This window comes from Campylobacter sp. RM9333, assembly GCF_020137705.1.
GTDB lineage: Bacteria > Campylobacterota > Campylobacteria > Campylobacterales > Campylobacteraceae > Campylobacter_E.
Genome location: NZ_JACGAY010000004.1, coordinates 39895 through 65759, shown reverse-complemented (window position 1 = coordinate 65759; position 25865 = coordinate 39895). Strand labels below are relative to the sequence as shown.

At 27.2% G+C, this 25865-nt stretch carries 31 protein-coding genes; 20 read left to right on the top strand and 11 right to left on the bottom strand.

Annotated elements, in window-relative coordinates; translation table 11 throughout:
- Positions 1-327: 327 nt before the first annotated feature.
- Positions 328-1164 (bottom strand): biotin synthase, encoded by an 837-nt coding sequence (locus tag AVBRAN9333_RS02835; protein ID WP_239803577.1) that lies wholly within the window; start codon positions 1162-1164, stop codon positions 328-330.
- Positions 1165-1218: 54 nt separating this feature from the next.
- Here AVBRAN9333_RS02835 and bioD point away from each other — a divergent pair, with 54 nt between their 5' ends.
- From bioD to AVBRAN9333_RS02800, 7 genes are all read left to right on the top strand, one after another.
- Positions 1219-1815, top strand: a complete 597-nt coding sequence (gene bioD, locus AVBRAN9333_RS02830; protein ID WP_336609390.1) for a dethiobiotin synthase — start codon at positions 1219-1221, stop codon at positions 1813-1815.
- 2 nt (positions 1816-1817) lie between these two features.
- Positions 1818-2378, top strand: coding sequence for a LemA family protein (locus AVBRAN9333_RS02825; RefSeq protein WP_239803579.1), 561 nt, complete (start codon positions 1818-1820; stop codon positions 2376-2378).
- Positions 2375-3139 carry a DUF3137 domain-containing protein gene (locus AVBRAN9333_RS02820; protein ID WP_336607842.1) on the top strand — a complete coding sequence of 255 codons (765 nt, stop codon included), beginning with the start codon at positions 2375-2377 and terminating at the stop codon, positions 3137-3139. The genes AVBRAN9333_RS02825 and AVBRAN9333_RS02820 overlap by 4 nt, the downstream gene beginning before the upstream one ends.
- Positions 3136-3840, top strand: a complete 705-nt coding sequence (locus AVBRAN9333_RS02815; protein ID WP_336609389.1) for a DUF3137 domain-containing protein — start codon at positions 3136-3138, stop codon at positions 3838-3840. The genes AVBRAN9333_RS02820 and AVBRAN9333_RS02815 overlap by 4 nt, the downstream gene beginning before the upstream one ends.
- A 114-nt stretch (positions 3841-3954) precedes the next feature.
- Positions 3955-4404 carry an acetyl-CoA carboxylase biotin carboxyl carrier protein gene (gene accB, locus AVBRAN9333_RS02810; protein WP_214118793.1) on the top strand — a complete coding sequence of 150 codons (450 nt, stop codon included), beginning with the start codon at positions 3955-3957 and terminating at the stop codon, positions 4402-4404.
- 10 nt (positions 4405-4414) lie between these two features.
- Positions 4415-5749, top strand: a complete 1335-nt coding sequence (locus tag AVBRAN9333_RS02805; RefSeq protein WP_214118795.1) for an acetyl-CoA carboxylase biotin carboxylase subunit — start codon at positions 4415-4417, stop codon at positions 5747-5749.
- 48 nt (positions 5750-5797) lie between these two features.
- Positions 5798-7108 carry an MATE family efflux transporter gene (locus AVBRAN9333_RS02800; protein ID WP_336609388.1) on the top strand — a complete coding sequence of 437 codons (1311 nt, stop codon included), beginning with the start codon at positions 5798-5800 and terminating at the stop codon, positions 7106-7108.
- An 18-nt stretch (positions 7109-7126) separates the two neighbouring features.
- On the opposite strand, the gene AVBRAN9333_RS02795 is transcribed toward AVBRAN9333_RS02800, so the two are convergent.
- The 4 genes from AVBRAN9333_RS02795 to AVBRAN9333_RS02780 all read right to left on the bottom strand — a co-directional run bounded on the left by AVBRAN9333_RS02795 (position 7127) and on the right by AVBRAN9333_RS02780 (position 9269).
- Positions 7127-7555, bottom strand: coding sequence for a hypothetical protein (locus tag AVBRAN9333_RS02795; RefSeq protein ID WP_214118799.1), 429 nt, complete (start codon positions 7553-7555; stop codon positions 7127-7129).
- Positions 7555-7770 (bottom strand): flagellar biosynthesis anti-sigma factor FlgM, encoded by a 216-nt coding sequence (locus tag AVBRAN9333_RS02790; protein WP_214118801.1) that lies wholly within the window; start codon positions 7768-7770, stop codon positions 7555-7557. Before AVBRAN9333_RS02790 ends, AVBRAN9333_RS02795 begins: the two co-directional genes overlap by 1 nt.
- A 54-nt stretch (positions 7771-7824) precedes the next feature.
- A complete protein-coding gene (locus AVBRAN9333_RS02785; protein ID WP_239803721.1) occupies positions 7825-8085 on the bottom strand; it encodes a rod-binding protein in 261 nt (86 codons plus the stop codon).
- Between the two features lie 149 nt (positions 8086-8234).
- Complete coding sequence (locus AVBRAN9333_RS02780; RefSeq protein WP_214118805.1) at positions 8235-9269, bottom strand: flagellar basal body P-ring protein FlgI; 1035 nt, start codon at positions 9267-9269, stop codon at positions 8235-8237.
- A gap of 130 nt (positions 9270-9399) precedes the next feature.
- On the opposite strand from AVBRAN9333_RS02780, the gene AVBRAN9333_RS02775 reads away from it, so the two are divergent.
- The 7 genes from AVBRAN9333_RS02775 to AVBRAN9333_RS02745 all read left to right on the top strand — a co-directional run bounded on the left by AVBRAN9333_RS02775 (position 9400) and on the right by AVBRAN9333_RS02745 (position 15727).
- Complete coding sequence (locus tag AVBRAN9333_RS02775) at positions 9400-10083, top strand: F0F1 ATP synthase subunit A (protein ID WP_214118807.1); 684 nt, start codon at positions 9400-9402, stop codon at positions 10081-10083.
- Positions 10083-11501 carry an Asp-tRNA(Asn)/Glu-tRNA(Gln) amidotransferase subunit GatB gene (gene gatB, locus AVBRAN9333_RS02770; protein WP_336609387.1) on the top strand — a complete coding sequence of 473 codons (1419 nt, stop codon included), beginning with the start codon at positions 10083-10085 and terminating at the stop codon, positions 11499-11501. The genes AVBRAN9333_RS02775 and gatB overlap by 1 nt, the downstream gene beginning before the upstream one ends.
- Positions 11498-12376: an NAD(P)H-dependent glycerol-3-phosphate dehydrogenase gene (locus AVBRAN9333_RS02765; protein WP_214150452.1), complete on the top strand. Its 879-nt coding sequence runs from the start codon at positions 11498-11500 to the stop codon at positions 12374-12376. The genes gatB and AVBRAN9333_RS02765 overlap by 4 nt, the downstream gene beginning before the upstream one ends.
- Positions 12373-13362, top strand: a complete 990-nt coding sequence (locus tag AVBRAN9333_RS02760) for a glycoside hydrolase family 3 N-terminal domain-containing protein (protein WP_214118812.1) — start codon at positions 12373-12375, stop codon at positions 13360-13362. Before AVBRAN9333_RS02765 ends, AVBRAN9333_RS02760 begins: the two co-directional genes overlap by 4 nt.
- Positions 13359-14132, top strand: coding sequence for a TIGR02757 family protein (locus AVBRAN9333_RS02755; RefSeq protein ID WP_214118814.1), 774 nt, complete (start codon positions 13359-13361; stop codon positions 14130-14132). The genes AVBRAN9333_RS02760 and AVBRAN9333_RS02755 overlap by 4 nt, the downstream gene beginning before the upstream one ends.
- The gene (locus AVBRAN9333_RS02750) at positions 14119-14877 is read left to right on the top strand and encodes a sulfite exporter TauE/SafE family protein (protein ID WP_214118816.1); all 759 of its coding nucleotides are present in this window, start codon (positions 14119-14121) and stop codon (positions 14875-14877) included. Before AVBRAN9333_RS02755 ends, AVBRAN9333_RS02750 begins: the two co-directional genes overlap by 14 nt.
- Positions 14878-14974: 97 nt before the next feature.
- Positions 14975-15727: a TSUP family transporter gene (locus AVBRAN9333_RS02745; protein ID WP_336609386.1), complete on the top strand. Its 753-nt coding sequence runs from the start codon at positions 14975-14977 to the stop codon at positions 15725-15727.
- On the opposite strand, the gene AVBRAN9333_RS02740 is transcribed toward AVBRAN9333_RS02745, so the two are convergent.
- On the bottom strand, positions 15713-16237 hold the full coding sequence (locus AVBRAN9333_RS02740; protein ID WP_336609385.1) for a GNAT family N-acetyltransferase: 525 nt from the start codon (positions 16235-16237) through the stop codon (positions 15713-15715). The genes AVBRAN9333_RS02745 and AVBRAN9333_RS02740 overlap by 15 nt on opposite strands.
- 55 nt (positions 16238-16292) lie before the next feature.
- On the opposite strand from AVBRAN9333_RS02740, the gene AVBRAN9333_RS02735 reads away from it, so the two are divergent.
- Positions 16293-17000 carry a YebC/PmpR family DNA-binding transcriptional regulator gene (locus AVBRAN9333_RS02735; RefSeq protein WP_214118822.1) on the top strand — a complete coding sequence of 236 codons (708 nt, stop codon included), beginning with the start codon at positions 16293-16295 and terminating at the stop codon, positions 16998-17000.
- A gap of 9 nt (positions 17001-17009) precedes the next feature.
- Positions 17010-17477: a peptidylprolyl isomerase gene (locus AVBRAN9333_RS02730; protein WP_214118824.1), complete on the top strand. Its 468-nt coding sequence runs from the start codon at positions 17010-17012 to the stop codon at positions 17475-17477.
- 57 nt (positions 17478-17534) lie between these two features.
- Here AVBRAN9333_RS02730 and AVBRAN9333_RS02725 read toward each other — a convergent pair whose 3' ends face one another.
- On the bottom strand, positions 17535-17684 hold the full coding sequence (locus tag AVBRAN9333_RS02725; protein ID WP_214118826.1) for a hypothetical protein: 150 nt from the start codon (positions 17682-17684) through the stop codon (positions 17535-17537).
- A gap of 2 nt (positions 17685-17686) precedes the next feature.
- A complete protein-coding gene (locus AVBRAN9333_RS02720; RefSeq protein ID WP_214118828.1) occupies positions 17687-17932 on the bottom strand; it encodes an XRE family transcriptional regulator in 246 nt (81 codons plus the stop codon).
- 248 nt (positions 17933-18180) lie between these two features.
- Here AVBRAN9333_RS02720 and AVBRAN9333_RS02715 point away from each other — a divergent pair, with 248 nt between their 5' ends.
- The 3 genes from AVBRAN9333_RS02715 to dnaK are packed head-to-tail and all read left to right on the top strand — an operon-like array spanning position 18181 to position 21404.
- Entirely contained in the window at positions 18181-18966 is a 786-nt protein-coding gene (locus AVBRAN9333_RS02715) for a hypothetical protein (protein ID WP_336609384.1), read from the top strand.
- A complete protein-coding gene (locus tag AVBRAN9333_RS02710; RefSeq protein WP_214118832.1) occupies positions 18963-19526 on the top strand; it encodes a nucleotide exchange factor GrpE in 564 nt (187 codons plus the stop codon). Before AVBRAN9333_RS02715 ends, AVBRAN9333_RS02710 begins: the two co-directional genes overlap by 4 nt.
- Positions 19527-19538: 12 nt before the next feature.
- Complete coding sequence (gene dnaK, locus AVBRAN9333_RS02705) at positions 19539-21404, top strand: molecular chaperone DnaK (RefSeq protein WP_214118833.1); 1866 nt, start codon at positions 19539-19541, stop codon at positions 21402-21404.
- Between the two features lie 504 nt (positions 21405-21908).
- Here dnaK and AVBRAN9333_RS02700 read toward each other — a convergent pair.
- Genes AVBRAN9333_RS02700 through gltX form a run of 3 tightly spaced genes read right to left on the bottom strand, consistent with a single transcriptional unit; the run spans position 21909 to position 25157 of the window.
- A complete protein-coding gene (locus AVBRAN9333_RS02700) occupies positions 21909-23522 on the bottom strand; it encodes a lytic transglycosylase domain-containing protein (protein ID WP_336609383.1) in 1614 nt (537 codons plus the stop codon).
- The gene (locus AVBRAN9333_RS02695) at positions 23519-23833 is read right to left on the bottom strand and encodes a YggT family protein (protein ID WP_214118983.1); all 315 of its coding nucleotides are present in this window, start codon (positions 23831-23833) and stop codon (positions 23519-23521) included. The genes AVBRAN9333_RS02700 and AVBRAN9333_RS02695 overlap by 4 nt, the downstream gene beginning before the upstream one ends.
- A complete protein-coding gene (gene gltX, locus AVBRAN9333_RS02690) occupies positions 23820-25157 on the bottom strand; it encodes a glutamate--tRNA ligase (protein ID WP_336609414.1) in 1338 nt (445 codons plus the stop codon). Before gltX ends, AVBRAN9333_RS02695 begins: the two co-directional genes overlap by 14 nt.
- Before the next feature lie 59 nt (positions 25158-25216).
- On the opposite strand from gltX, the gene AVBRAN9333_RS02685 reads away from it, so the two are divergent.
- Positions 25217-25864: a Crp/Fnr family transcriptional regulator gene (locus AVBRAN9333_RS02685; RefSeq protein ID WP_214118979.1), complete on the top strand. Its 648-nt coding sequence runs from the start codon at positions 25217-25219 to the stop codon at positions 25862-25864.
- Position 25865 lies beyond the last annotated feature (1 nt).

Sequence of the window (25865 nt, the reverse complement as noted above, 5' to 3'; positions counted from 1 at the left end):
AAATCATACTAGAGCATAAAATCACTAAAGACACAGCAATTATAATTGCTAATTTTTGAGATATTTTCATTCTCATTCTCCTATTGATAATAATTTCTAAATTAAGCTCCGTATATTAGCATAAAATTTACTTTTTATTCTTAAGCCTTTAAATATCTATCTAACAATGCTTTAATATGTGTCAATGGGGGGGGGGGTATCTTAAGTTGTAACAAATAAAATAAATATTAATTTAATAGTATTTTGAATTTTTTAAAAAAAATATAAAAATTTTTATATAAATTATTTATGGAATTTGGATTTAAAATTCAAATTCCATAAAATTTTTTAGCAACTCTTAGCTACTTCATAGCCACTTTTTAAGATGAGTTCTACATCTTTATGTTTTTCTTCGCCTTTTGTAGTCAGATAATCTCCTAGCACGATAGCGTTTATCCCTGCTTCAAACATAGCTTTAAAATCATCTTTAAATGCAAATTCTCTACCACCTGCAGCCATTAGTCTTGTATTTGGTAGTTTTTCTTTTGCAAGTTTTATTATATTAATAGCTTCTTCTTTGGTGATTTCTTTAGCTTTTATTTTTAAAGCTTCATTTTTTATATAAAAATTAATTGGACTTGTGTGCGGCTTTAAAGTCGCAAGAGCGTCAAGTAATTCAGCTCTTTGCTCATCGCTTTCGCCTAAGCCAAAAATCCCACCACAGCAAATGCCAAGCCCAGCATTTATAGCGTTTTGATTAGTTTCATATCTTTCTTCATAAGTATGAGTTGTGCAGATATTTTTAAAATTGCTTTTGGCGCTCTCTAGGTTGTGATTATAACTATCTATTCCATGCTCTTTTAAAAATACTAAATCCTTATAACTAGCTCTTCCATTGCAGCCAATTAGGTGTAAATGCAAGCCACTTTCTTTAATAGCACTTGCAGCTCTTGCAATAAAATCTAGCTTTTTACTATCAATTCCACGACCAGAAGTAACAAGGCAAAATCCTAAAGCACCAGCTTCACTAGCTATTTTTGCTTCGTTTAAAATAGTATTAATATCCTTATAATCATATACATTAATATTTGTATTATAATGCTTACTTTGGGTGCAATACGCACAATCTTCGCTACAATTTCCACTTTTTACATTGCAAATTGAACATAAAAATATTTCTTTCATTTTATATCCTTTACTTGTTAAAATACAATTTATTCTAACTAAAAAGGATAAAAAATGTATATATGTGGAATTCATACTGATGCTGGTAAAACTCATTTATGTGTTGCTTTGTGTAAAGCTTTTAATTATTCTTATTTTAAAATAGTTCAAGCAGGTTGTAATAAAGATAGCGATATTTTAAAGCGTTTTGTAAAGAATGTAAAAATTCATAAAGAAGGGATATTTTTAAATACTCCTGCATCACCACACATAGCAAAAAAGCTTGATAATATTGAATATTCTATAAATGATTTAATCTTGCCTAATGATGATAAAATGATTATTGAATTAGCTGGGGGTCTTTTTTGTCCTATTGATGATAATTTAACTATGATTGATTTTATGAAAAAACATAAGCGTAAAGTAATTTTAGCTGCTAGGAATTATTTAGGTATGATAAATCATACGATTTTAAGCATAAAAGCATTGCAAGATAATGGTTTTGATATTGTTTGTGTTGTGATGATTGGCGAGATTGATACTAGACTTGATGAGTTTATTTATAATTATACGGGTGTAAATATAGCTCATTTAGAGTATTTTGATGAGTTTAACATAGATGAAAAGATACAAGAATTTAAAAATGAAATTGAAAAATATTTAAGGAGTTAGTTTTGGAAATAATTTATGTGATTTTGGCTATTTTGTTTTTAGTAATTATTATGGTTATTTTTACTTATAATTCTTTAATAGCAAGAAGAAATGATGTAAAAAATACTTATTCAAGTATTGATGTTGAACTTCAACAAAGATATGATTTAATACCTAATTTAATAGCTTCTATAAAAGCTTATTTTGAATACGAAAAAGATACTTTAGAAAATATTGTAAAACTTAGAGAAAATGCTATGTATTCAAATAATACTAAAGAAAAATTTGCTTTAAATAACGAACTAAGCAAAGCTTTAGGGAATTTAAATATAAAACTTGAAAATTACCCTGATTTAAAGGCAAACTCAAGTGTTAATAATCTTTTGAATGCTTTAAAAGATTGTGAAGAGCAAATTAGTGCTGCTAGAAGAGCTTATAATTCAGCAGTTACAAGTTATAACAATTATTGCGAGAGTTTTCCAAATAATTTAATAGCTAATGCTTTTAATTTTATAAAAGCTGATTTTTATGAAGTAAAAGATGAAATTAAAAGCAATCCTAATGTAAAAGATTTATTTAAATGATTAAAACATTAAAACTTATTTTTATAGTTTTAGTTGTTTTTGCATTTTATAAATTATGTTTAGCAATAGATGATTATTATATTAGTAAGGATATGAATTTAATTCATTTTAGTCATTTTTTATATTTAATGGTATCTTTAATATTACTTGCTTTATTAATTTATACTCTTAATCTTTTTTTATATGTATTGCCGTTTTTTTATAAACATAATTTCGTTTTGATTGAAGATAAGGAAAAATATAAAGATACATTAATAGCTTCTGATAGGGCATATATTTTTAATGCTTATAGAAAAAATGGTTTAGATATTTTGTTTTGTTCTTTTTTAAAAGTTGATAGTATAGGTATGTTTGATGTTAAGATTAAGTATTTAAGCATTGATTTTTTTGGAACTTATATAAGGGTTAAGAAGAAAATTCATAATAATTTTGGTATTTTTGCTAATAGGAGATTGTTATTTTTATATTTTAATAATGGAATTTTATTTAATCAAAAGATTAGTTATTTGAGTGATAATGTAGAATTTAATAAAAAATTTATTTTATATCCTAGCGATATGGTTAAGGATTTTAAATTTTTAAATCCTAAAAAATTAAGAAATATCGTAACAGCTGCAAAATATATAAATCATAGATTTAGTGTGATTTATGGCGATGAATATTTAGAAATTTATATTCATAATTTTTTATTTTCTTCTAATATTGAGAATGAATTTAAAAGTGTTTTAAGAATTATAAAAGAATTTAATGAGGCAAAATGATAGAGTTTTTAAAAGTTTTTAGAATAATTTGTATTGTGTGTTTGGCAATATATTTAATTTGGGGTATTGCTAGGCAATTTCAAAATATTTATATAATGTTTATTTTGATAGTATTTATTATAATTTTATCATTTTTTATTAGCTATATTCAGTATAAAAATATAATCAAACCATTTTTTATTAGCAATAATTTTAATGAAATATCAAATATAAGCGATATTAAAAAAGGCATAATTAATAGTGAAAGTGTAAATATAGAATTTGCTTATAATAAAGATGATTTAGATATTTTAAAGGTTAATATTAAAAATACTTATTACACACAAAAAGATAAAAAAAGAGAAAAAGATATTTTTAAAGGAATTTATATTCGTAAAAAAAATATAAAAATGAAAGATTTTATAATAGTTAGTAATAGCGATATTAAGGATATTTTAGGAGTTAAAGAGCCTTTAATTTTACTTGATAATGTAGATTTTAATAAATATTTTAAATTATATTCTAATAATAATTTAGAAGTTTTTAAATTCTTAAATCCTAAGAAATTAGATATTATTAGTAATAATGCAAAACTTATTAATCACAAAATAAGTCTTTTTTATAAAGATAATTATTTGCATATTTATATTCATAATTTTTCTTTTAGTGAAAATATTGAAAAAGAATTTAAAAGCATAATAAATATTGTTAATGAGTTTTAAAAAATGTGAGAATTTGAAACACGAAATTAAAAGTATATGCTATTATAAGTTATAATTTTATTTTTGTTATATTTATAACATTAAAATTGTCAGAATTTTATATCAGGAGAGAAAATGAAAAGAGAAGAAATAAAAGAATTAATAGATATGTTTGCTCAAGCAAATATAGGCAAAATCAAAATCAAAGAAGGCGATTTTGAAATTAGCTTAGAAAAGCAAGGAACGGTTGTTGAATGCGCACCAATTCCTGCAGTAATGCCACAAAGTGCCCCAGCACCAATTAATGTAAATGTAGTAAATGAAGCACAACCTGCTAAAAACACTCATCCAGCAATTACAAGCCCAATGGTAGGAACATTTTATCAAGCACCAAGTCCAGGGGCGGCTAGTTTCGTAAAAGTTGGTCAAACAGTGAGAAAAGGCGATACAATTTGCATTATTGAAGCTATGAAAATTATGAATGAAATTGAAGCTGAATTTGATTGCAAAATCGTAAGCGCTTTAGTAGAAGATGGACAACCTGTGGAGTATGGAACAGAATTATTTGCAGTTGAAAAACTATAAGTAGGTTGCAATGAGAGAGATTAAAAAGATTTTAATTGCTAATCGTGGAGAAATAGCTCTAAGAGCTATTAGAACGATTAAAGAAATGGGTAAAGAAGCTATTTGTATATATTCTAGTGCTGATAAAGACGCTTTATATTTAAAATATTGTGATGCTAGTATTTGCGTTGGTGGTCCAAAATCAAGCGAGAGTTATTTAAATATCCCATCAATTATTAGTGCTGCTGAATTATGCGGTGCTGATGCGATTTTTCCTGGATATGGCTTTTTGAGTGAAAATCAAAATTTCGTAGAAATTTGTGAGCGTCATAATATTAAATTCATAGGTCCTAGTGTAGAAGCTATGAATACTATGAGCGATAAAAGTAAAGCTAAACAAGTTATGAAAAGAGCAGGTGTTCCAGTAATCCCAGGTAGTGATGGGGCTATTAGTGGAGTAGAAGTTGCAAAAGAATTAGCTGAAGAAATGGGCTATCCTGTTATTTTAAAAGCTGCTGCAGGTGGTGGTGGTCGTGGTATGCGTGTGGTTGAAAAGGCTGCTGATTTAGAAAAAGCATATTGGTCTGCTGAAAGCGAAGCTACAAGTGCATTTGGTGATGGTAGAATGTATATTGAAAAATACATTAAAAATCCACGCCATATTGAAGTGCAAATCATAGGAGATAGTTTTGGAAATGTTATTCATATAGGTGAGCGTGATTGTTCTATGCAAAGAAGACATCAAAAGCTAATAGAAGAAAGTCCAGCTAGAATTTTAGAGCCAGCTACTAGAGAAAAATTATTAGAAACTGCTATAAGAGCAGCTAAAGCTATTGGATATGAAGGTGCAGGGACATTTGAGTTTTTATTAGATGATTATCAAAACTTTTATTTTATTGAAATGAATACAAGATTACAGGTTGAGCATTGCGTAAGTGAAATGTGTAGTGGAGAAGACATTATTCGTCATATGATAAATGTAGCTGAAGGAAAAGCTCTACCTAAACAAGAAGAGATAAATTTTAAAGGTCATTCAATTGAGTGCAGAATTACTGCAGAAGACCCTAAAACATTTACACCTTGTCCTGGGACAATTAGTAGATATACAGCTCCTGCAGGTGCAAATGTGAGAATGGAAAGCCATGTTTATCAAGGATACAGCGTTCCTCCGTTTTATGATAGTATGATAGGTAAGCTTGTTGTGTGGGCTCCTACAAGAGAGATGGCAATTCATAAGATGAAATGTGCTTTACAAGAATTAATAGTAAGTGGTATTAAAACTACAAAAGATTTTCATATTTCTATGATGGAAAATCCTGATTTTATAAACAATAAATTTGATACAAACTATTTATCAAGAAGATAATTCCTAAATGAAATTCTTTAAGAATTTCATTTAGTCCTAAGTAATGCTATGAAAGAAATTAATTTTTATAAATTATCTTTAAATATTTATTTAGAAATGCTACTTCGTTTTAGCTCTATTGTCATAAATACTATTATGATTAGTAGATACAATGTATTTTTAATAGGAGCTATGAGTAGTGCAAATCAGATTTTTATAATAGCTACAACTATATTTTCATTCCTTTCAATTGGTTCAAGTGTATTAATATCTCAAGCTTTAGGCGCTAATAACAAAAACTTAGCAATAAGGTCAGCTCATATTAGTATATCTTTTAATATGGTTTTAGGTATTTTGATATTTTTTATAATTAATTTTTTTGATGGCAATATGCTTAGGTTGTTAAATGTTCCTAATGATATATTTGATTATTCATTAATATATTTACAAACTATAGCTTATGTAATATTGTTAGATTGCTTAAATATAGCTTTATCATCTGTAATTAGAACTTATGCTAAGGCTAAGGAATTAATGATTGTATCGCTTATTATGAATGCAGTTAATATTGTTTTTAATGCTATATTTTTATATAAATATGATTTAGGCTTATTTGGAGTGGGAATTTCAAGTGTAATTTCTAGGATAGTAAGCCTTGCAATGCTAATTTATATATATTTTAAGATTGCAAAACTTAAGATTTATTTTGAGCTATTTTTTAAAATTAATAAAAAAATATTAAAAAATATTTTGACAATAGGTGGCTTTAGTGCAGGAGAAAATCTACTATGGTCAGCACAATATATGGTTATTTTCGCTTTTGTTGGATTATTAGGAAAAGATGCTTTAAGTATTCAAAGTATATTTTTTCAAATTTCAATGTTTATATTTACTACTAGCTCTGCATTAAGTGTGGCTAATGAGATAATCATCGGTAGGCTAGTTGGTGCAAAAGAATTTGAAAAAGCGTATAAACAAAGTTTTAAAGTATTAAAAATTGCAATAATTTGTAGTTTAGCATATGCTAGTTTTGTTTTTTTAATTCAAGATTATATATTTAAAGTACTTAGTTTAAGCAATGAATTAATAAATATTATAAAACCGCTTTTTATAATAAGTTTTTTCTTAGAAAGTTCAAGAGCTTTAAATATAGTAATGGTTAATTCTTTAAGGGCTAGTGGGGATGCTGCTTTTCCTTTTTATGCTGGGATTGTTTTTATGTGGGGAGTTAGCGTTCCTTTAGCTTATATTTTAGGGATACATTTACATTTTGCTATGGTTGGAATATGGAGTGCTTTTGTAGTTGATGAACTTTTAAGAGGACTTGCTAATACATATCGTTGGAAAAGTAAAAAATGGCAAAGCAAATCAGCTGTATAAATATCTTTTAAAAGATATTTATATTTTATGATTTAGTGTTGTTGTGCTTTTAAATTCTTGTTTGTATCCGTTAGTTTCTATGCTATCTTTTAACATTTCTTCAAGTAAAGAATCATAAAATTCTTTAACACTTAGCACATATTTTGCATATTCTTTGTTTTTTGCTAATAAGTAATTTAAATTAAATTTTAATTGTTGTAATAAATCGCTTGATTTTTCACTTAATAAATCTGATAAATTACCATTATTTTTAGTAGCTAATTCAAGTAAGGCATTATCTAAAGCTTGTTTTTCTTTTAAAAAAGCATTAAGCGCTTCTACTTTTTCCTTATTTTGAGTATCAAGTCTGTCTTTTCTAGCTTCTTTAATATCACTTATTCCTTGTTCTGTTATGCTAATAATTTTTAATAAAAGATTATTAGCAGTAGCTAGTCTTTTTTCTATCATTAGCATAACTCATTTGCAATTGCATTTGCGGTAGATTTTAAATCAATTTTATAAGTTCCATTTGCAATTTGCTCAGCTATAGCAGCTGCTTTTGGGCTCAAAGAACTTTTGGTTTCTTTAACTTCAGTTTTATCAACATTTTCACTTTTTGTAGCTTTTGGCTTCATAATATCTTGGCTTGAATATACCATAGATGAACTAAGTGAGTTTAACATTTTTCAACCTTTTTATAATATTTGCATACTATATCGGAATTAGTTTAAAAAACTTTATAGCCTTTCTTTTAAAAAATTAAATAGCATTTCAGAAAATCCAAGCCCACCACTTAAAGCCTTACTCATAGCATCATTATACATTGAGCCATAAATATCATCTCCAGCGTCTTTTCCAAATAGTGGATTTTCTAATTTAAGACTAATATCAAGGACACTTTTTATCATAAATGCTTCAAAAGCATCTGTTTGTTCTTTTAACAATTTTTCATCTACTTTTGCAGTATTTGGCTGGTTTATTAAATTAGAATTTAAAATTTCATGAGATTTTTTATTTTCTATTTTATTAATTTCTTTTTCTAATAAATTAGAAAAATTATTTTTACTATCTTCGCTTAATTTTATTAAGGTATTTGTATTTGGTAGAGTATTTTTATATGTATTTTCATAAATTTTTGATATATCCATTATAAAATCTCCAATTCAGCATTAATTGCCCCAGCTTGTTTTAAATTTTTAATAATCGTTATTACATCAGCAGGGCTTGCACCTAGTTTATTTAAGGCTCTAGTGATATTTGCTAAAGTTATTTTATCATTAGTAATTCTTAAAATATTTGAGCTAGTATCAATTACACTACCATCTTTTAAATCAACTTCATTGTCTTTTAGTTCATAAGGTCTTTTAGGTTCAATTTTAATTGTTATATTTCCATGAGATATTAAAACAGGACTAACTTCTACATCAATTCCACTTATTATTGTTCCTGTTTTTTCATTTATTATGATTTTACTATTTGCGTTTATTTCTCCAGCATCTAGCGATAATACTTTTGCTATAAAATCAACTGCACTTTCTTCTTCTGGTCTTTCTATTATTATTGTTTTACCATCTGTAGCTTTTGCTATATCTAAATCATAAGCTTTATTTATTGCGTTTTTTATTTTACTAGCTAGTGCAAAATCATTTTGCTTTAGACTTAGAGTAATTCTTTCTTGATTGTTAAAATCAAAATTAACTTCTCTTTCTATACTAGCTCCATTTGTTATTTTTGCATTTGTCATACTAGCACCTTTGCCGCTACTATCTATACTAAGCGCTCCTTGAGCTAATGCGTAAATATTTCCATCAACACCTTTTAAAGCACTTAATAAAAGTGTTCCACCTTTTAAACTTTTAGCATCGCCTAATGAAGCTACATTTACATCAATTTTATCCCCACTTTTTGCAAAGGCAGGTAATTTTGCACTAATCATAACTGCTGCGGTATTTTTACTTTTAATATCATCAGGGCTTATTTTGATATTCATAGAGCCTAGCATATTTGCAATTGATTGAATAGTAAATTCGCTACTAGAACCATCTCCACTACCATTTAGACCAACAACCAAACCATATCCGATTAATTCATTATCCCTAACTCCAACAATATTTGCTATATCTTTTATCTGTGAAGCCATTAAGGAATTTAATATAAATATCAAAAATATCATAAATCTCATTATTTTTCCTTATTTTAAATATGTTTAAATTAAGCAAATCATATTCCATATTTTTTACAAAAACATTAACCAAATACTAAATTAGCTTTTGTAAAATCAGCAGATTACTTTCAAATTTTAAGGATAATAAATGCACAATTTATTTTTATTTAGTGATTTTATAGCTGATGACAATAAAGCGATTACTTATTTAATTCATTTCGTTTTAGTTATTGCAATTATTTTAGTTTTAGCAAAATTAGCAACTTCTAAAATGCAATTAGTTCCAAAAGGTATTCAAAATATTATGGAAATGTTTTTAGATGGTGTTTTATCTATGGGTAAAGATACTTTAGGCTCAAAGGAAGCAGCTTTAAAATATGTTCCTTTAATCGCTACTCTTGGATTAGTTGTTTTTGTAAGCAATATAATAGGTATAATTCCTGGATTTGAAGCTCCTAGTGCTAGTTTAAATTTAACACTTCCTTTAGCAATAATTGTTTTTATATACTATCATTACGAAGGCATAAAAACTCAAGGATTTTTTAAGTATTTCAAGCATTTTTTTGGTCCTGTTAAAGTGATTGCTCCACTTATGTTTGTTGTTGAAGTGATATCACATTTTTCTCGTATAGTTTCTTTATCTTTCCGTCTTTTTGGAAATATTAAAGGAGATGATTTATTTTTAGGTGTTATTTTGGCTTTAGTTCCAATCGTAGCTCCGCTTCCACCATATTTTCTTTTAACATTTATGGCATTTTTACAATCGTTTGTATTTATGATTTTAACTTATGTATATATAGCTAGTGCTATTGCAATTGATGAGGAGCATTAATGGAATTTGAAGTAGTTATTGGTTTAGAAGTTCATACTCAGCTTAATACAAAAACTAAGATTTTTTGTTCTTGTGCGACAAGTTTTGGTGAAGTTGCTAATACTAATGTTTGCCCTGTGTGTTTGGCATTGCCTGGAGCTTTACCTGTATTAAATAAAGAAGCTTTACAAAAGGCTATATATTTTGGTAAAGCAATTAACGCAAAAATTAATGAAGTAAGTATTTTTAATAGAAAAAACTATTTTTATCCTGATTTACCTAAAGCTTATCAAATATCACAATTTGATGTGGCAATAGTTGAAGGTGGAAAATTAGAAATTGAAGGTGATTTTGGTAAAAAAATAGTAGGAATTACTAGAGCTCACCTTGAAGAAGATGCAGGTAAAAATATTCACGAAAATGATAATTCTTTAGTAGATTTAAATCGTGCAGGAACTCCACTACTTGAGATTGTAAGTGAGCCAGATATTAGAAGTGCTGATGAAGCTGTAGCTTATCTTAAAAAACTTCATTCTATTATAAGATTTTTAGATATTAGTGATGCTAATATGCAAGAAGGCTCTTTTAGATGTGATGTTAATATATCTATTAGACCTAAAGGCGATAATAAATTTTATACAAGAGTAGAAATTAAGAATTTAAATAGTTTTAAATTTATTCAAAAAGCAATAGAGTATGAGAAAGAACGCCAAATAGCTGCTTGGATGGATGGTAAGTATGATAGTGAAGTAGTTCAAGAAACAAGATTATTTGATACTACAAGACTTGTTACAAAGCCTATGAGAAGCAAAGAAGAAGCTGCTGAATATAGATATTTTGCAGACCCTGATTTATTACCTGTATTTGCTAGTGCTGATATGATTAATGTTGCAATTCCTGAACTTGCAGATGAGAAAATATCTCGTTATGTTAGCGAGTATGGGCTAAAAGAAGATGATGCTAAGGTTTTAGTAAGCTCACTAGAAATGGCTATGTTTTTTGAATATTTAATAAAATCAGGTTGTTCTCCAAAACTTAGTACAACTTGGTTAAGTGTAGAATTAATGGGTTTATTAAAAGGTGAATTAAATATAACAAATTCTCCTGTAGGAAAAGAAAAATTAGCAGATTTGATAAAAGCTATTGAAAATAGTGAAATATCAAATAAAGCAGGCAAAGATGTTTTAGCTTATTTGTTTGAAAACGATATAAGTGTAAGTGATGCTATTGATAAACTAGGATTAAAACAAGTTAGTGATGATGGTGCTATTAATGCAATAATAGATGAAATATTATCTAAGAATGCAGATAAAGTAGTTGAATATAAGTCGGGTAAAGATAAATTGTTTGGATTTTTTGTAGGGCAGACTATGAAAGAAGGCAAAGGAGCTTTTAATCCAAATAAAGTAAATGAGCTTTTAAAGGCTAAGCTTGGATGATTAGCGTAATTGGTTCTGGTAAGTGGGGTAGTGCAATAGCTCATGCTATCTCACTTAATAACAAAGTAAATATTTGTTCTTTTAGTAAAAAATCAGGTGAATATATTGATATAAACGAAGCTAAAAAAAGTAAATATTTAATATTTGCATTAAGTGCTCAAGGAACCTATGATTATCTTAGAGCTAACTTTAGTAATTTAAATGATAATTATGTATTAATCGCTTCAAAAGGTATTTATCAAGACTTGTTTTTACATGATGTATTTTCTAAGTTTTTTCCAATAGAAAATATTAGTGTTTTAACTGGCCCATCTTTTGCAGCAGAAGTTAGTAAAAATTTACCAACAGCACTTGTAATTAGTGGTGTTAATGATAAGTTAAATCAAGAATTTGCTAATTTTTTTCCTAGTTTTATAAAGACATACACCGATAATGATGTCGTTGGTGCTGAGATTTGTGGCGCATATAAAAATATTATTGCTATTGCTAGTGGAATTTGTGATGGATTAGAATTAGGTAATAATGCAAGAGCTGCTCTTATTTCTCGTGGTCTTATAGAAATTACTAGATTTGGTAAGTTTTTTGGTGCTAAAGATAATACTTTTCTAGGTTTAAGTGGGGCAGGTGATTTATTTTTAACTGCTAGTTCAACATTATCAAGAAATTACAGAGTGGGATTAATGCTTGCAAAGGGCTATAATCAAGATGAAATTAAGCAAGAATTAAATGAAGTTGCTGAAGGAATTGATACCACTAAATCAGTTTGTAAAATTGCAAAAACACATAATATATATTGTCCTATTGCTAATGAAATTTTATTAATTTTAAATGGCAAAAATGTAAAAACTAGCTTACAAGATTTATTAAAAAAATGAAAAAATTTTTAATTATATTGTTTATAAATATTGTATTGTATTCTCAAAATTTATCAAATATAAGCACCCAAAGACTAGCTGGTCAGATGATTATGATAGGTTTTAATGGAAAAGATATTAAAGAATACAATATAAGAAAATTAGGTCAAGAAGCTAGTCTTGGAAAAGTTGGTGGTATAGTTTTTAGGGCAAATAATTTCACAGATATTGAACAGGCAAAAAAATTAGTAAGTAGATTTAAAAATATAGCAATTGTAAATCCATTATTTTTAGGTATTGATTATAAAGATTTAGATAAAAATTATGATTTTTTATATTGTAAAGAACCTGATTTTATTAATCAGAATTTAAATATTAATGATGCTAGATTGAATTATCTAAAATCAGCTTTAAATTTAAAAGAATTAGGACTTAATTTAAATTTAACATTAGGGGTAAATACTAGTATAACTAATGATTTATTAGATAAACTTAGTATCTATGCTAGAGAATACTCTGATGCTTTTAGGCAAAGTAATATTTTAATAGCAGCTAAAACTTTTCCTGGAGATATGAATAATTCTTCAAGTTTTGTTAAAGATTATAGATTAAGTTTTTTAAAGCCATTTTATGATTTTACACAAACTAATAAAGTTGATATGATAATGGTTTCAAATAAAATTTATCCTATACTAGATAAAAAACCAGCAAATATGTCTAAGAAAATCATTAATATATTAAAAAATGATTTATCATTTAATGGGGTAATAGTAAGTGATGATATCTTAGGTGGTGATTTAGATGGCATAGATTTTAAAGATAGGATAATTGATAGTATAAATGCTGGAGTTGATATATTATATTTTGGATTATCTAGGATAAAGTATGGAGATACAGCAAGTTATGTTGTTGATATTATAAGTCAAGCAGTAGATGATGGCAAAATAAGTAGAAGTAGATTAGAAGAATCTTATATAAAAATTACTTCTTTAAAAGAGAGAATATGATAAAAAAATTATTAGATGAACAAAGTGGTATTAAAAATACAATTGATAATTTATATTCACACCCTGACCCATTGCAAGTAGTATATGATAATATTAATAGCAAAGATATAGAATTTATTGCTTTAATATGCGCTTTATTTGCGTATGGAAATGCTGGTGCTATAGTAAAATTTTTAAAAAAACTTGATTTTACTTTACTTAATAAAAGTGATGAAGAAATAAGGCAAATAAATCACAAATATAGATTTCAAAACGAAAGAGATGTAGCAGAGATTTTTATTAGTCTAAAAAGATTTAAAGAAAAATCAAGTATAAAAGATTTTAGTCATAAAATTTATAAAACAAGCAAAAATAATAAAATATTAGAAGTTATTCAAGCTTTAATTACTGAGATTTATTCATTGAATGATTATAGAAGTGATGGGTATGAATTCTTTTTTAGTAAAGTTAATAATACAAGTGCGTATAAAAGATATTGTATGTATTATCGTTGGATGGTAAGAAATGATAATTTAGATTTAGGTTTGTTTAGTGAAATTAGCCCTGCTGATTTACTAATGCCACTTGATACGCATACACATAAAATGGGGCTTATGTTAGGACTTATTAAAAGAAAACAAGCTGATCAAAAATGTATGCTAGAGCTTAGTAAGGCTTTAAAAAATTTTTGCAATGAAGACCCTTTAAAATATGATTTTGCTTTATATAGAATATCTCAGACTAATGATGAAAATTCTTTACAAGAATTAATTAAAAATGCCAGAAATTAGTATTATCCAAGAAATTGTAGTTTTAATATCGGCACTATTTGCTGGCTTTATTGATGCAATTTGCGGCGGTGGAGGGCTTATTATAATACCTATGCTAATTGCTTTTGGTTTAGGAGAACAATTAGCCATTAGCACTCACAAATTTCAAGCAATGTTTGCGATGTGTTGTTCGTTTTCAACCCTTTTTAAATATATAGAATTTAAAAAAGTATTTATAGGAATGATTTTTAGCATAATAGGTGGTATTTTAGGTGCTAGGGTTCTTTTAATAATTAATCCTGAACCATTAAAACCCATTATATTATTTACTCTTTTATTGATTTTTATATATTCTATTTTCAATTCAAAACTAGGTAGCATTAAAGCTAAGCAAATAATGAGTGAAAAATTATTCTATCCGTTTTTTGGCTTATTAATAGGATTTTATGATGGATTTTTAGGGCCTGCTACAGGTTCATTTTGGATATTTGCTAGCATTAGTTTAATAGGTCAAGATATTAAACAAGCAAGTATTAATGCTAAAGCTTTATGTATGGCAAGTGGTATGATTTCTCTTATAATATTTATGATAGATTTTAAGATTTATTATTCACTTGGTCTAAAAATGGCTATGTGTGGTATATTTGGAGCATTTTTAGGTGCTAAATTTGTTTTAAAATACAAAAGTGATTCTATCAAAAAAATATTTTTAGTTATTGTTTTTATAACTTTACTTAAACTAACTTATGAATATTATTTAAAATAATTTTTATTACAAATTATAAAATTTATTTATATAAAAGACTTTTTATAAACTTATTTAGTCTTGTATAATTTAACTAAAATTATTATATAATTTCTTTATGGAATTTAGTTTATTAGAATATTTTATAGGCTTTTTAGCTTCATTTATTGGTGGTTTTATTGATGCTGTTGTTGGTGGTGGCGGACTTGTTACATTGCCTGTGATTTTAGGACTTGGAGTGCCACCATCTTTAGCTATTGCAACGGGTAAATTGCAGGCTAGTATGGCTGCAGTTTCTGCTGTATTTAGTTTAAGAAAAGAAATAAAATTTAAAGAATTAAGACTTGGAATTTTAATAACAGCAATTTTTTCAATTCTTGGAAGTTATGTTTTGCTTTTAATATCTAATGAAGCTATTATGCCACTTATTTTAGTTATTTTAATATTAGTATTTATTTATACTATTTTTAAGCCAAATTTAGGGAATATAAACAAAAAAGCTATTTTAAGCACTACTTTATTTTTAATAATTTTTGGTGTTATTTTGGGATTTTATGATGGTTTTATAGGACCAGGAACTGGCTCATTTTGGATATTAGCATTTACTTCTTTATTAGGATTTAATCTAAAGCAAGCATCAATAAATACTAAATTATTAAACACTACAAGCAATGTTTGTTCTTTATGTTTCTTTTTGTGCTTTTATGATGTTTTAATTAAACTTGGTCTTATTATGGGAGTAGGTGGGATAATAGGTGCTTATTTGGGTGGTAAATGCCTTCTAAAAATTAATATAAATATAATTAGATGGGTTTTTATAATTATTGTTTTTTGCACTATTTGTAAATTAATATATTCAAATTTCTTTTAGCATTTTAAAATAGTTTTCAAATTCTTTACACTCATTTATTACTTTAAAACCATATCTTTCGTATATTTGTGAAGATTTGGTTATTAGTGTAATTTTTTTATAACCTTTATTTTTTGCTATATTAATTGCATATTCAAGCATTTCTTTTAATATCCCCATTTTTCTATAGCTAGGAATTATCGCTACACTATCTATATAAAATTCGTCTTTATCGCATTCTTTTATAATCTCATAATTTGAGTTTATATTTTTTAAATATTGCTTTAAAGCGTCATCATTATATTCTTTATCGCCATAAGCACAACAAATTGAAATAATTTGATTGTCTTTTTCATATACAAATAAATTATCAAGACAAAATCTAGTTTTTTCCTTGCCAAAAAATTCATAAAATTTTTCTATTTTTTTATGATAGTCTTTCTCGTTAAAAAAGTTTTCACTAAACTCAGCCATAGCTAAGTCTAAAATCTCGCAAGCCTTATAATCACTCATTCTAGCAGGTCTAATCATTAGTTATCCTTGTTTTTGTAAAATCTTAACCAAATTTTAATTATAAGAGGTGAATATGGGAAGAGCGTTTGAATACAGACGTGCAGCAAAAGAAGCTCGTTGGGATAAGATGAGTAAGATATTTCCAAAATTAGCAAAAGCTATTGAAGTTGCAGCAAAAGAAGGTGGAATTGACCCTGAAATGAACGCAAAACTTCGTTCAGCAATAGCAACAGCAAAAGCTCAAAATATGCCAAAAGATAATATTGACGCGGCATTAAAAAGAGCAGCAGGTAAAGATGGAAACGATATTAAAAGCCTTCATTATGAAGCTAAAGCTAATTACGGAGTGCAAATTATAGTTGAAGTTGCTACTGATAATACCAATAGAACCGCAGCTAATATAAAAGCTATTTTTAATAAAAACGGAGCTACTCCACTTGTAAATGGTAGTTTAGAATTTTTATTTTCAAGAAAAAGTGTTTTTGTATGTAAAAAACCTAATATGGATTTAGAAGAATTAGAATTAAGCCTAATTGATTTTGGCTTAGAAGAATTAGAAGATGAAGAAGAAAATGTAAGAATTATCGGAGCTTATGATAGCTTTAAAGAGCTTAGCACAGGAATTGATGAGCTTAAATTAGAGCTTGTTAGTGGAAGACTTGAATATGTTCCAAACAATCCAATAAGTCTTAGTGAAGAGCAAATCACTGAACTTGAAAAATTATTAGATAAGCTTGAAGAAGATGATGATGTTCAAGCAGTTTATACAAATATAGAATAAGGAAAAATTATGTTAAAAGTATATGACAATTTTGCAGATTTAGAAAATATTAATGAAGCTATTATTAAGACTAATAAAGGTGATATGAAATTAACTTTATTTAAAGATAGCCCGCAAGCTACTTTAAATTTCGTTCATTTAGCAAAAAATGGATTTTATAATGGTCTAAAATTTCATAGAGTAATTCCTAATTTCGTTATTCAAGGTGGTTGTCCTTTAGGCACAGGTACAGGTGGTCCTGGTTGGAATATTAAATGTGAATGTAAAAATCAAGAGCATAAGCATTTAAGAGGGACTTTATCTATGGCTCACGCTGGTCGTGATACTGGTGGCTCTCAATTTTTTGTTTGTCATTCAGCACAACCACACTTAGATGGAGTTCATACGATTTTTGGTCAAGTTAATAATGAAGATGGCTTAAAGGTTCTTGATAGTATCCGCCAAGGCGATATTATTGAAAGTATTGAAATAAAATAATTTAAAATATCTAAGATATGATTCAAATTCTTTAATTTAGGTTAAAGAATTTGAAAATTAATTAAATTGATGATTATATTGCTTTTTACGAGGATATAAAAGTTTTTTGCAGATATTTTTTAAATATCTTTTTATTATATTTTTTTTACTTGTTCTAATACTATTAAATATCATATCAAGTTCTATTCTTTCCTTTTCGGTAATCACTTTTAATCCTTTAATTGTTTTCTTATACGAGACATTAAAAATAATAACTCATCATCATCTAATTCACAAAGCATTGTAAATACAGCTTTTACTGCTTGTGGTTTAGAATTACCTAAACGCCAGTCTTGATAAGTTCGCATAGGTAATCCTAAACGCTGCGACATTGCTTGCAAAGAAATTTTCTTACCATTTTCTTTACTCTCTATCGCATTATGTAATAAATTAAATATATCGTTCGTCTCAATCATTTTTAAATTATACGATTTTAAAAATTAAACTTCGCTAAAACGGAGTTTATATTTGTAAAAAAATATAAAAAATACAAAATATCCTTAAATTAATACATTAAAAAATAAAATATATACGAAATAATGTATAAAATATATGGTTAAATAATTTTACTAAATTAAGTTGAGTGTATTAGACTAAATAGTTACTTGATAGTTAACAACTCAAGTGATATAATTCGTTTATCAATTTTAAGGTATGAGTGATAATGAGTAAAAAAACTGATTTTATACTAGAGCAAATGATTAAAGCTTATTTAAGCGAGCAAAATCCAATTGGCTCTATGTTATTGCAAGATAGTTTGAATGTTCCTGCAAGTACTATAAGAGTTTATTTTAAACAACTTGATAGTGATGGTTATATTTCAAAACTTCACGCAAGCGGTGGAAGAATTCCTACTCAAAAAGCTATGAAATATTATTGGAAGCAATTTTTTAATTATGAATTAAATTCTAAATTAGAATTAAACTCAACTTTAAATTTATTAAGAGTTGCTAACGAGAATGATTTGTTTTTCCTTATTGTTGATAACAAAAAAATATTTTTAAATGATATTTTAAACATTGAAAATAGATTTATTATTTTAGATTTTATAGAAAATAGGGTTTTGATTGATTTTAACGATGAATTAAATATACTTTTTAATCAGTTAAAAGGATACGAGATAAATGATATTAAGACGATTTTATATAGATTAAATTTAATAAATACTTTAAGTGATATTGAAAATTCTTTTAAAAATAAAATTAACTTTATATGTGGAGAAAAAATTTTTGCAAATATTGTAAAACTTTCTTCATTTAGTTCTATTATGAATTTAAAGTTACTTGATTATTTTACTAATAACTTGATTTATGATGAGCTATTTTTACCTGATTTTATGGGAGTTAAATTAGATTGTAATTATATGCAAAATAAAAGCTCTTTAATAATTGCAGGTAGTATTTTTACAGACTATGAAAATGTTTTAAATCAATTAAGGGAGGCGATATGAGCGAAAAAGCCACGCAAGAAGAAAATGTAGTAAATAACGAAGAAGTTTGCGAATGCAATGAAAATTGTGAATGCGAACAAAATGAGTTAAGTAATGAAGAAATTGCTTTAAGAGCAGAGCTTGATAAGGCAAATGAAGAATTTGCAAAATTAAAAGACGCTTATCTTAGAGCTAATGCAGATTTTGAAAATTATAAAAAACGCTTAGAAAAAGATAAGCAAAGTGCAGTTTTATATGCACAAGAAGGATTGCTTAAGGATTTAATACCTGTTTTAGACGCATTAGAAAATGCTAGTAATTTTGAAGCAGATGATGAGTTTTCAAAACAACTTAAACAAGGTATTGATAATACTTTAAGTTTATTTAAAAATATCCTAGCAAAACACGGAATTAAAGAAATCGTAGCTAATGAAGGTGATGAATTTGACCCTAGTTATCACGAAGCTATGATGCATGTTGAAGCAGAGCTTGAACCAAATTGTGTTGCAGCTATGTTTCAAAAGGGTTATATGATAAATGACAGAATAATTAGAGCTTGCAAAGTAAGCGTATCAAAATAAAAGGAGAAAATTATGGGAAAAGCAATAGGTATAGATTTAGGAACAACAAATTCATGTGTAGCAATTTATGAGCGTGGAGAAAAAAAAGTAATTCCAAATAAAGAAGGAAAAAACACAACTCCTTCAATTGTAGCATTTACAGATAAAGGCGAAGTTTTAGTAGGTGATAGTGCAAAACGCCAAGCAGTAGCAAACCCTGAAAAAACAATTTATTCAATTAAAAGAATTATGGGTCTTATGATGAATGAAGACAATGCTAAAGAAGCGGCAAAACATTTACCTTATAAAATAGTAGATAGAAATGGTGCTTGTGCGATAGAAATTGCAGGTAAAACTTACACTCCACAAGAAATTTCTTCAAAAGTTTTAATGAAACTTAAAGAAGATGCTGAAAGCTATTTAGGAACATCTGTAACTGATGCAGTAATTACCGTTCCAGCATACTTTAACGATGCACAAAGAAAAGCTACTAAAGAAGCAGGTCAAATCGCAGGATTAAATGTATTAAGAATTATAAACGAACCAACCGCAGCAGCTCTAGCTTATGGTCTTGATAAAGTAAGTGCTGAAAAAATTGCAGTATATGACCTAGGTGGTGGGACATTTGACGTTACAATCTTAGAAACTGGTGATGGTGTTGTAGAAGTTTTAGCAACTGGTGGTAATGCGTTTTTAGGTGGAGATGATTTTGATAATAAATTAATTGATTTCTTAGCAACTGAGTTTAAAAATGAGCAAGGAATTGATTTAAGAAATGACAAAATGGCTTTACAAAGATTAAAAGAAGCAGCAGAAAACGCTAAAAAAGAGCTTTCAAGCACAAATCAAACTGAAGTGAATTTACCATTCATTACAGCTGATGCAACAGGTCCAAAACACCTTGTAAAAACTATCACAAAAGCTCAATTTGAAGGAATGATTGACTCACTTGTAGCTGAAACTATTACAAAAATTAATGAAGTTATAAGTGAAGCAGGAATTAGTAAAAACGAGATTAAAGAAGTAGTAATGGTTGGAGGTTCAACTCGTGTGCCTTTAGTTCAAGAAGAAGTTAAAAAAGTATTTGGAAAAGAACTAAATAAAAGCGTAAATCCTGATGAAGTTGTTGCAATGGGTGCTGCTACTCAAGCAGGAATTATTCAAGGTGATGTAAAAGATGTGCTTTTACTTGATGTTACTCCACTTAGTCTTGGAATTGAAACTTTAGGCGGAGTTATGAGTAAAATTATAGAAAAAGGTGCAACAATTCCTACGAAAAAAAGTCAAACATTCTCAACTGCAGAAGATAATCAAAGTGCAGTTACTATTAATGTTTTACAAGGTGAGCGTGAGTTTAGCCGTGATAATAAATCTCTTGGTAATTTTAACCTTGAAGGTATCCCAGCAGCTCCAAGAGGTGTGCCACAAATTGAAGTTACATTTGATATTGATGCAAATGGTATTTTAACGGTAAGTGCATTAGATAAAGCAAGTGGTAAAGCTCAAAATATCACAATCACAGGTTCAAGCGGATTAAGTGATGAAGAGATTAAAAATATGATAAACGAAGCTGAGAAAAACAAAGAAGCTGATAAATTAAGAAGAGAAGTAGTAGATGCGAAAAATCAAGCTCAAAGCCTAGTTCATCAAGTTCAAAAAAGCCTAAATGATTTAGGAGATAAAGTTGAACCTGCAATTAAACAAGAGATTGAGGGTGCAATAAATGAGCTAAATGATGTAGTAAATAACGAAAATGCAACAAAAGCTCAAATAGATGAGAAAATGAAAAAACTAAGCGACGCAAGTCATAAATTAGCTGAAAATCTTTACAAAAAAGATGATAGCAAAGACGCTAAAAAAAGCGAAAAAGATGATGCAGTAGATGCAGAAGTAGAATAATAATTTATTAAAAACTAGTCTTACAAGGATTTATCCTTAATTTTAGGAATTTCAATTTGAAATTCCTAATTTATCTTAATTTAAAATATCTTTTAATGTTTATTTTTATTGATGGTAAAATTTAGTAAATATTATATTTTTACACAAAAATAGATTGCAAGCTCTGAATTAATTTTGTAAATTACAATTAAGTATGAAAAGTATATAAAATAAGAGTTCTTATATTTTATAAAATAATTTTTAAGAATTTAAATAAGTCATATAGTTTTTAAATAAGCATATATAAAAATTAAGTATTTTTAAAAACATTTGATAGCAATTTTAAACCCAAAATATAATTTATTTTTTATTACTGCAATATTTAAAGCATATATCAATTATTATAAAGTAAGTTATTAAAATCATTTGAATTGTTTTTTTATACTAGTATTTAAGCCTTAAATGGTTTTTAGCTCTTATAATTTAGTGCAAAAGCTAAGGATAATATAGGTAAAAATACCTATATTATTGATTTTTATCTATTTGTTTTATTAAATCACTCATTTTTACATTTTGACCTAATATTTTTAGGTAGATATAATAGTTTGCTAAAACTTTTTTACCATACAATCTACTTTCTAAATAAGGCACAAGCTCCATTGATAAGAATGGTTCGTATGATTTTAATTTAGAATTTGGATTAAACATATAATCTTTTTTTAGCATTCTTTGAGTAAATCCTAAGCCTCCGTTATAAGCATAAGCTATAAATATAGGATGCTTAACTCCTTTTTTAAGCGTATTTATATGAGCGTTTGCGAATTTATAAGCTATTTTTGGGTCAAACATTTGAGTAACATCAAAATCATTATCATTAAAATCAACTTTAGCAGTATGTCTTGCTACAAAAGGCATAAATTGCATCATACCTAAAGCATAAGAAGTGCTTACAGAAGCTGGTAAAAATCTGCTTTCTTGTTTAGCAATAGCTAAAATTAGTGCTTTTTGCTCTACGCTATAATTGGCTAATTCTTCAGGAAATGGTATTGGATAAATATTATCTTTAAAATTACTTAATTTATCGCTAATTACTAGATATTGTCCTTGAGTATTTTTGGTATTAAAATATTCTTGCATTTCACTAAGCTTTTGAGTATCAGCGTTTTTAATGTCATTCATAAATCTAGCTTGAACTAAAGCATTATTTATAGGATAATCTATGCTTTTTGTAGGATTTGGTGTGATGATGGTCGGTAATGGTGTGTTTGTTAGCTCTTTTGCTAAAATACTATAAATATTTAAATCATCACTATTTGCTAAAGTATCTAAATGCCTAGTTTTATTACTAGCTAAATAAGCAAAAAATAAAGCATTATCCTTTGGTCTTTTATATTTATAAGTTTTATTAGCTCTTAAAAAGTATTTTTCTGCTAAGGCATTTTTATTAAACATAAGTGCATTTAAACCTAATACAAATGCTAAATCTTCTTTAGCGTCTTCTTTATCAAGACTTGCTAATTTTTCTTTTATTTTTGGATATTTATCATCTACTATAGCTGAGTTTAAAAATTTATAAGCATTAGGGTGTTCCATCATACTAGCACGAGTAAGTGGCCCTGGAGAAAAATCATCTAGCTTATATCCATCATAATAAAGCTTCATTAAGGTTTTTCCATCACCTTTTTTAATGCTTTCTGCCACAGGGTTTTTGTTAGCTAATATGCTTAATTGCGAGCTAAGATTTTTATCTTTTTGTTTATAAATATTTGCTAGTTTTATTAGGTTTTCTTTGCTTAACTTTTTTGCAAAATTTATTTCTTTTAGTCTAAATATCTGACATTTTTCATCTGCGTTCATTATAGAATTGATTGAATAATTATAGCAAGAATCAGCAGGTAATGTTTTTGGCTCTTCTTTAATATCTTTGCTTAGTTTTTCATATTCTTTTTTCATAACTCCAGCAAAACGGAAAATATGTGTTTTAAATTCTTTTAAATCTTCTTTTTTTATCTCATTATTTTTTAATAAATTATATAAAAAAAAGTCCTTAGCAAGTGAGTTTGGCTCATTTTTTAATTCTTCATAAGTATATGAAAATAAAGCTTGAGCAATTAATAATATACTAATTAATTTTTTCATAATAATCCTTTTACGATTTTTACTAATTCAAATAATCCGATTTGTAATAAATGTATTCCTACGAAAACAGCAATAGGAGCAAGACTTACCATACCTATATTTAAAAATCTAGGCGGTATTATCATATATACTAAATCAAAGGCAGGTCTTACTAATTTATATACAATATTGTATATTTTATATCCGATAGGGCTTGTAAAAGCTTGTGGAAAAAACGAAAATAAACAATAGGCAATAACTAAATAAGAATAAATATTTAGTCCTCTTATTATCAATACAAGTAGTAAAACTACAATATCAGCAAAGCTCATCTTTTACCTTTAAGAACTCGCTCATACAAGGTTGCATAATCTCATAAATTTGTGCTAATTCAGGGCCGTGAGCTGAACCACTAAGCAATAATCTTAAGCTCATAAATAATTGTTTGCCTTTTAAATTAGCGTTGTGATTTAGTTTAAATTCTTCGTATTTGCTAGGTAGGTTTGATTTTTCTAATTCAGCTTTTAATATTTTCGCACTCTCACTAAAGTCTAAATTGTTAGCAAAAACTACATTAAATGGTAGAAAATATCCACTAAGTTTAGCTCTAATTTCATTTAAAGTGCTTGCTTCTTCTAAGTGAAGTTTTGCTAATTTTGCTAATACTTTTACATTGCTAAACTTAGCTAAAAACTCATCTTTAAACAATAATCTAGCTAGAATTTCATCATCTAAAATCTTAATATGTTCTCTATTTATAAATCTTAATTTTGCCATACTAAATCTAGCCGGAGATTTAGAAATATTGCTTATTTCAAACCAAGAAATTGCATTATCCATCGTAAAAATTTCATCAGGGGTTTTATTTCCTAAAGCTAGTAAATAATTAGCTATCGCATCAGGCAAAAAGCCTTCATTTAAAAGCCATTTTACGCTTGAATGCTCTTGTCTTTTACTCATTTTTTGACCGCTTTCTTCGTCTAAAATGATAGGTAAATGTGCATATTGCATACTTTCATTAAAGCCTAAAGACGCCTTTATATGTTCTTGTTTTGGAGTATTGCTTACATGGTCTTCTCCACGGATAATAAAGCTAACTCCTTCGCACATATCATCCATAGAACATGCAAAATTATATGTAGGTGTCCCATCAGCTCTTAAAATTACAAAACTATCAACATCATTTGGCTCAAATGATAAAACGCCTTTTATTTCATCTTTGAAAGTGATTGTGTTTTTAGGTTTTTTAAGTCTTATTACGAATGGTTTATTTAAATCTTGTTTTAAATTCTCGCAAGTTCCATCGTATCTATAAGCTCTTTTTTCGTTTTTTGCTAATTCTTTTTTCTCTTCTAATTCAGCTTCGGTGCAATAGCATTTAAAAGCAGAACCATTTTCTAATAATTTTGCTGCTAATTTTTGATGAGTTGCTAGATGAGTGCTTTGCACATAGTATTCGTCCCAATTAATCCCAAATAAATTTAAAATACTCTTAATCTCTTCTTCTTTGCCTTGAATATTTCTAGCAGTATCTGTGTCTTCTATCCTTAAAATAAACTTTTTATTATATTTTTTCGCACATACATAATTAATAACGGCAGTCCTTAAATTCCCTATATGCATATCGCCTGTAGGTGATGGGGCAAATCTAAACATTTGTAATTCCTTGATATGATTTTTCATAATTCTATTTTAAGAAAGTAAAAAGAGTGCCAATGAAAGAAGTATTAAAAAAAATTTCTTTTTTTAAAGATTTTAGCGAAAATGAGCTTGAAGAATTAGCAAAAATTTGTATTCTTAAAAGCTACGAAAAAGGCGAAATGCTATTTATGGAAGGTGAAAGTAGTAAGTATTTGCACTTATTAATTAAAGGAAATATTAAGGTTTATAAAACCAACCAAAAAGGAGCTGAAATTTTTATGCATAAATTAACTCCGATTTCTTTTGTAGCCGAATTAGCTAATTTTGAAAATATTCCTTTTCCTGCGAGTGCTAGTTTTTTAAATAGTGGGGAAGTGATTAAGATTGATTTTGAAGAGCTTAAAAATAAGTTTTTAACTAAGGTTGATTTTGTTCTAGCTTTATTAAGTGGAATTTCAAAAAAGTTAATTTATTTATCAGAATTCGTTCATAATGAAATGATTTTAAGTGCTGAAGCAAAGTTAGCTAAATTAGTTTGCGAGCAAAGCGAAGTATTTAAGAGCATAAAACATATCCAATTAGCTTCATTTATAAATCTAGCTCCAGAGACTTTTTCTAGAATTTTAGCTAAGTTTAAAAATGATGGAATTATTAGTTTTGATGATGATAAAAACTTAATAATTCATGATGAAAAATATTTAAAATCACTTTACGAGAATTAAT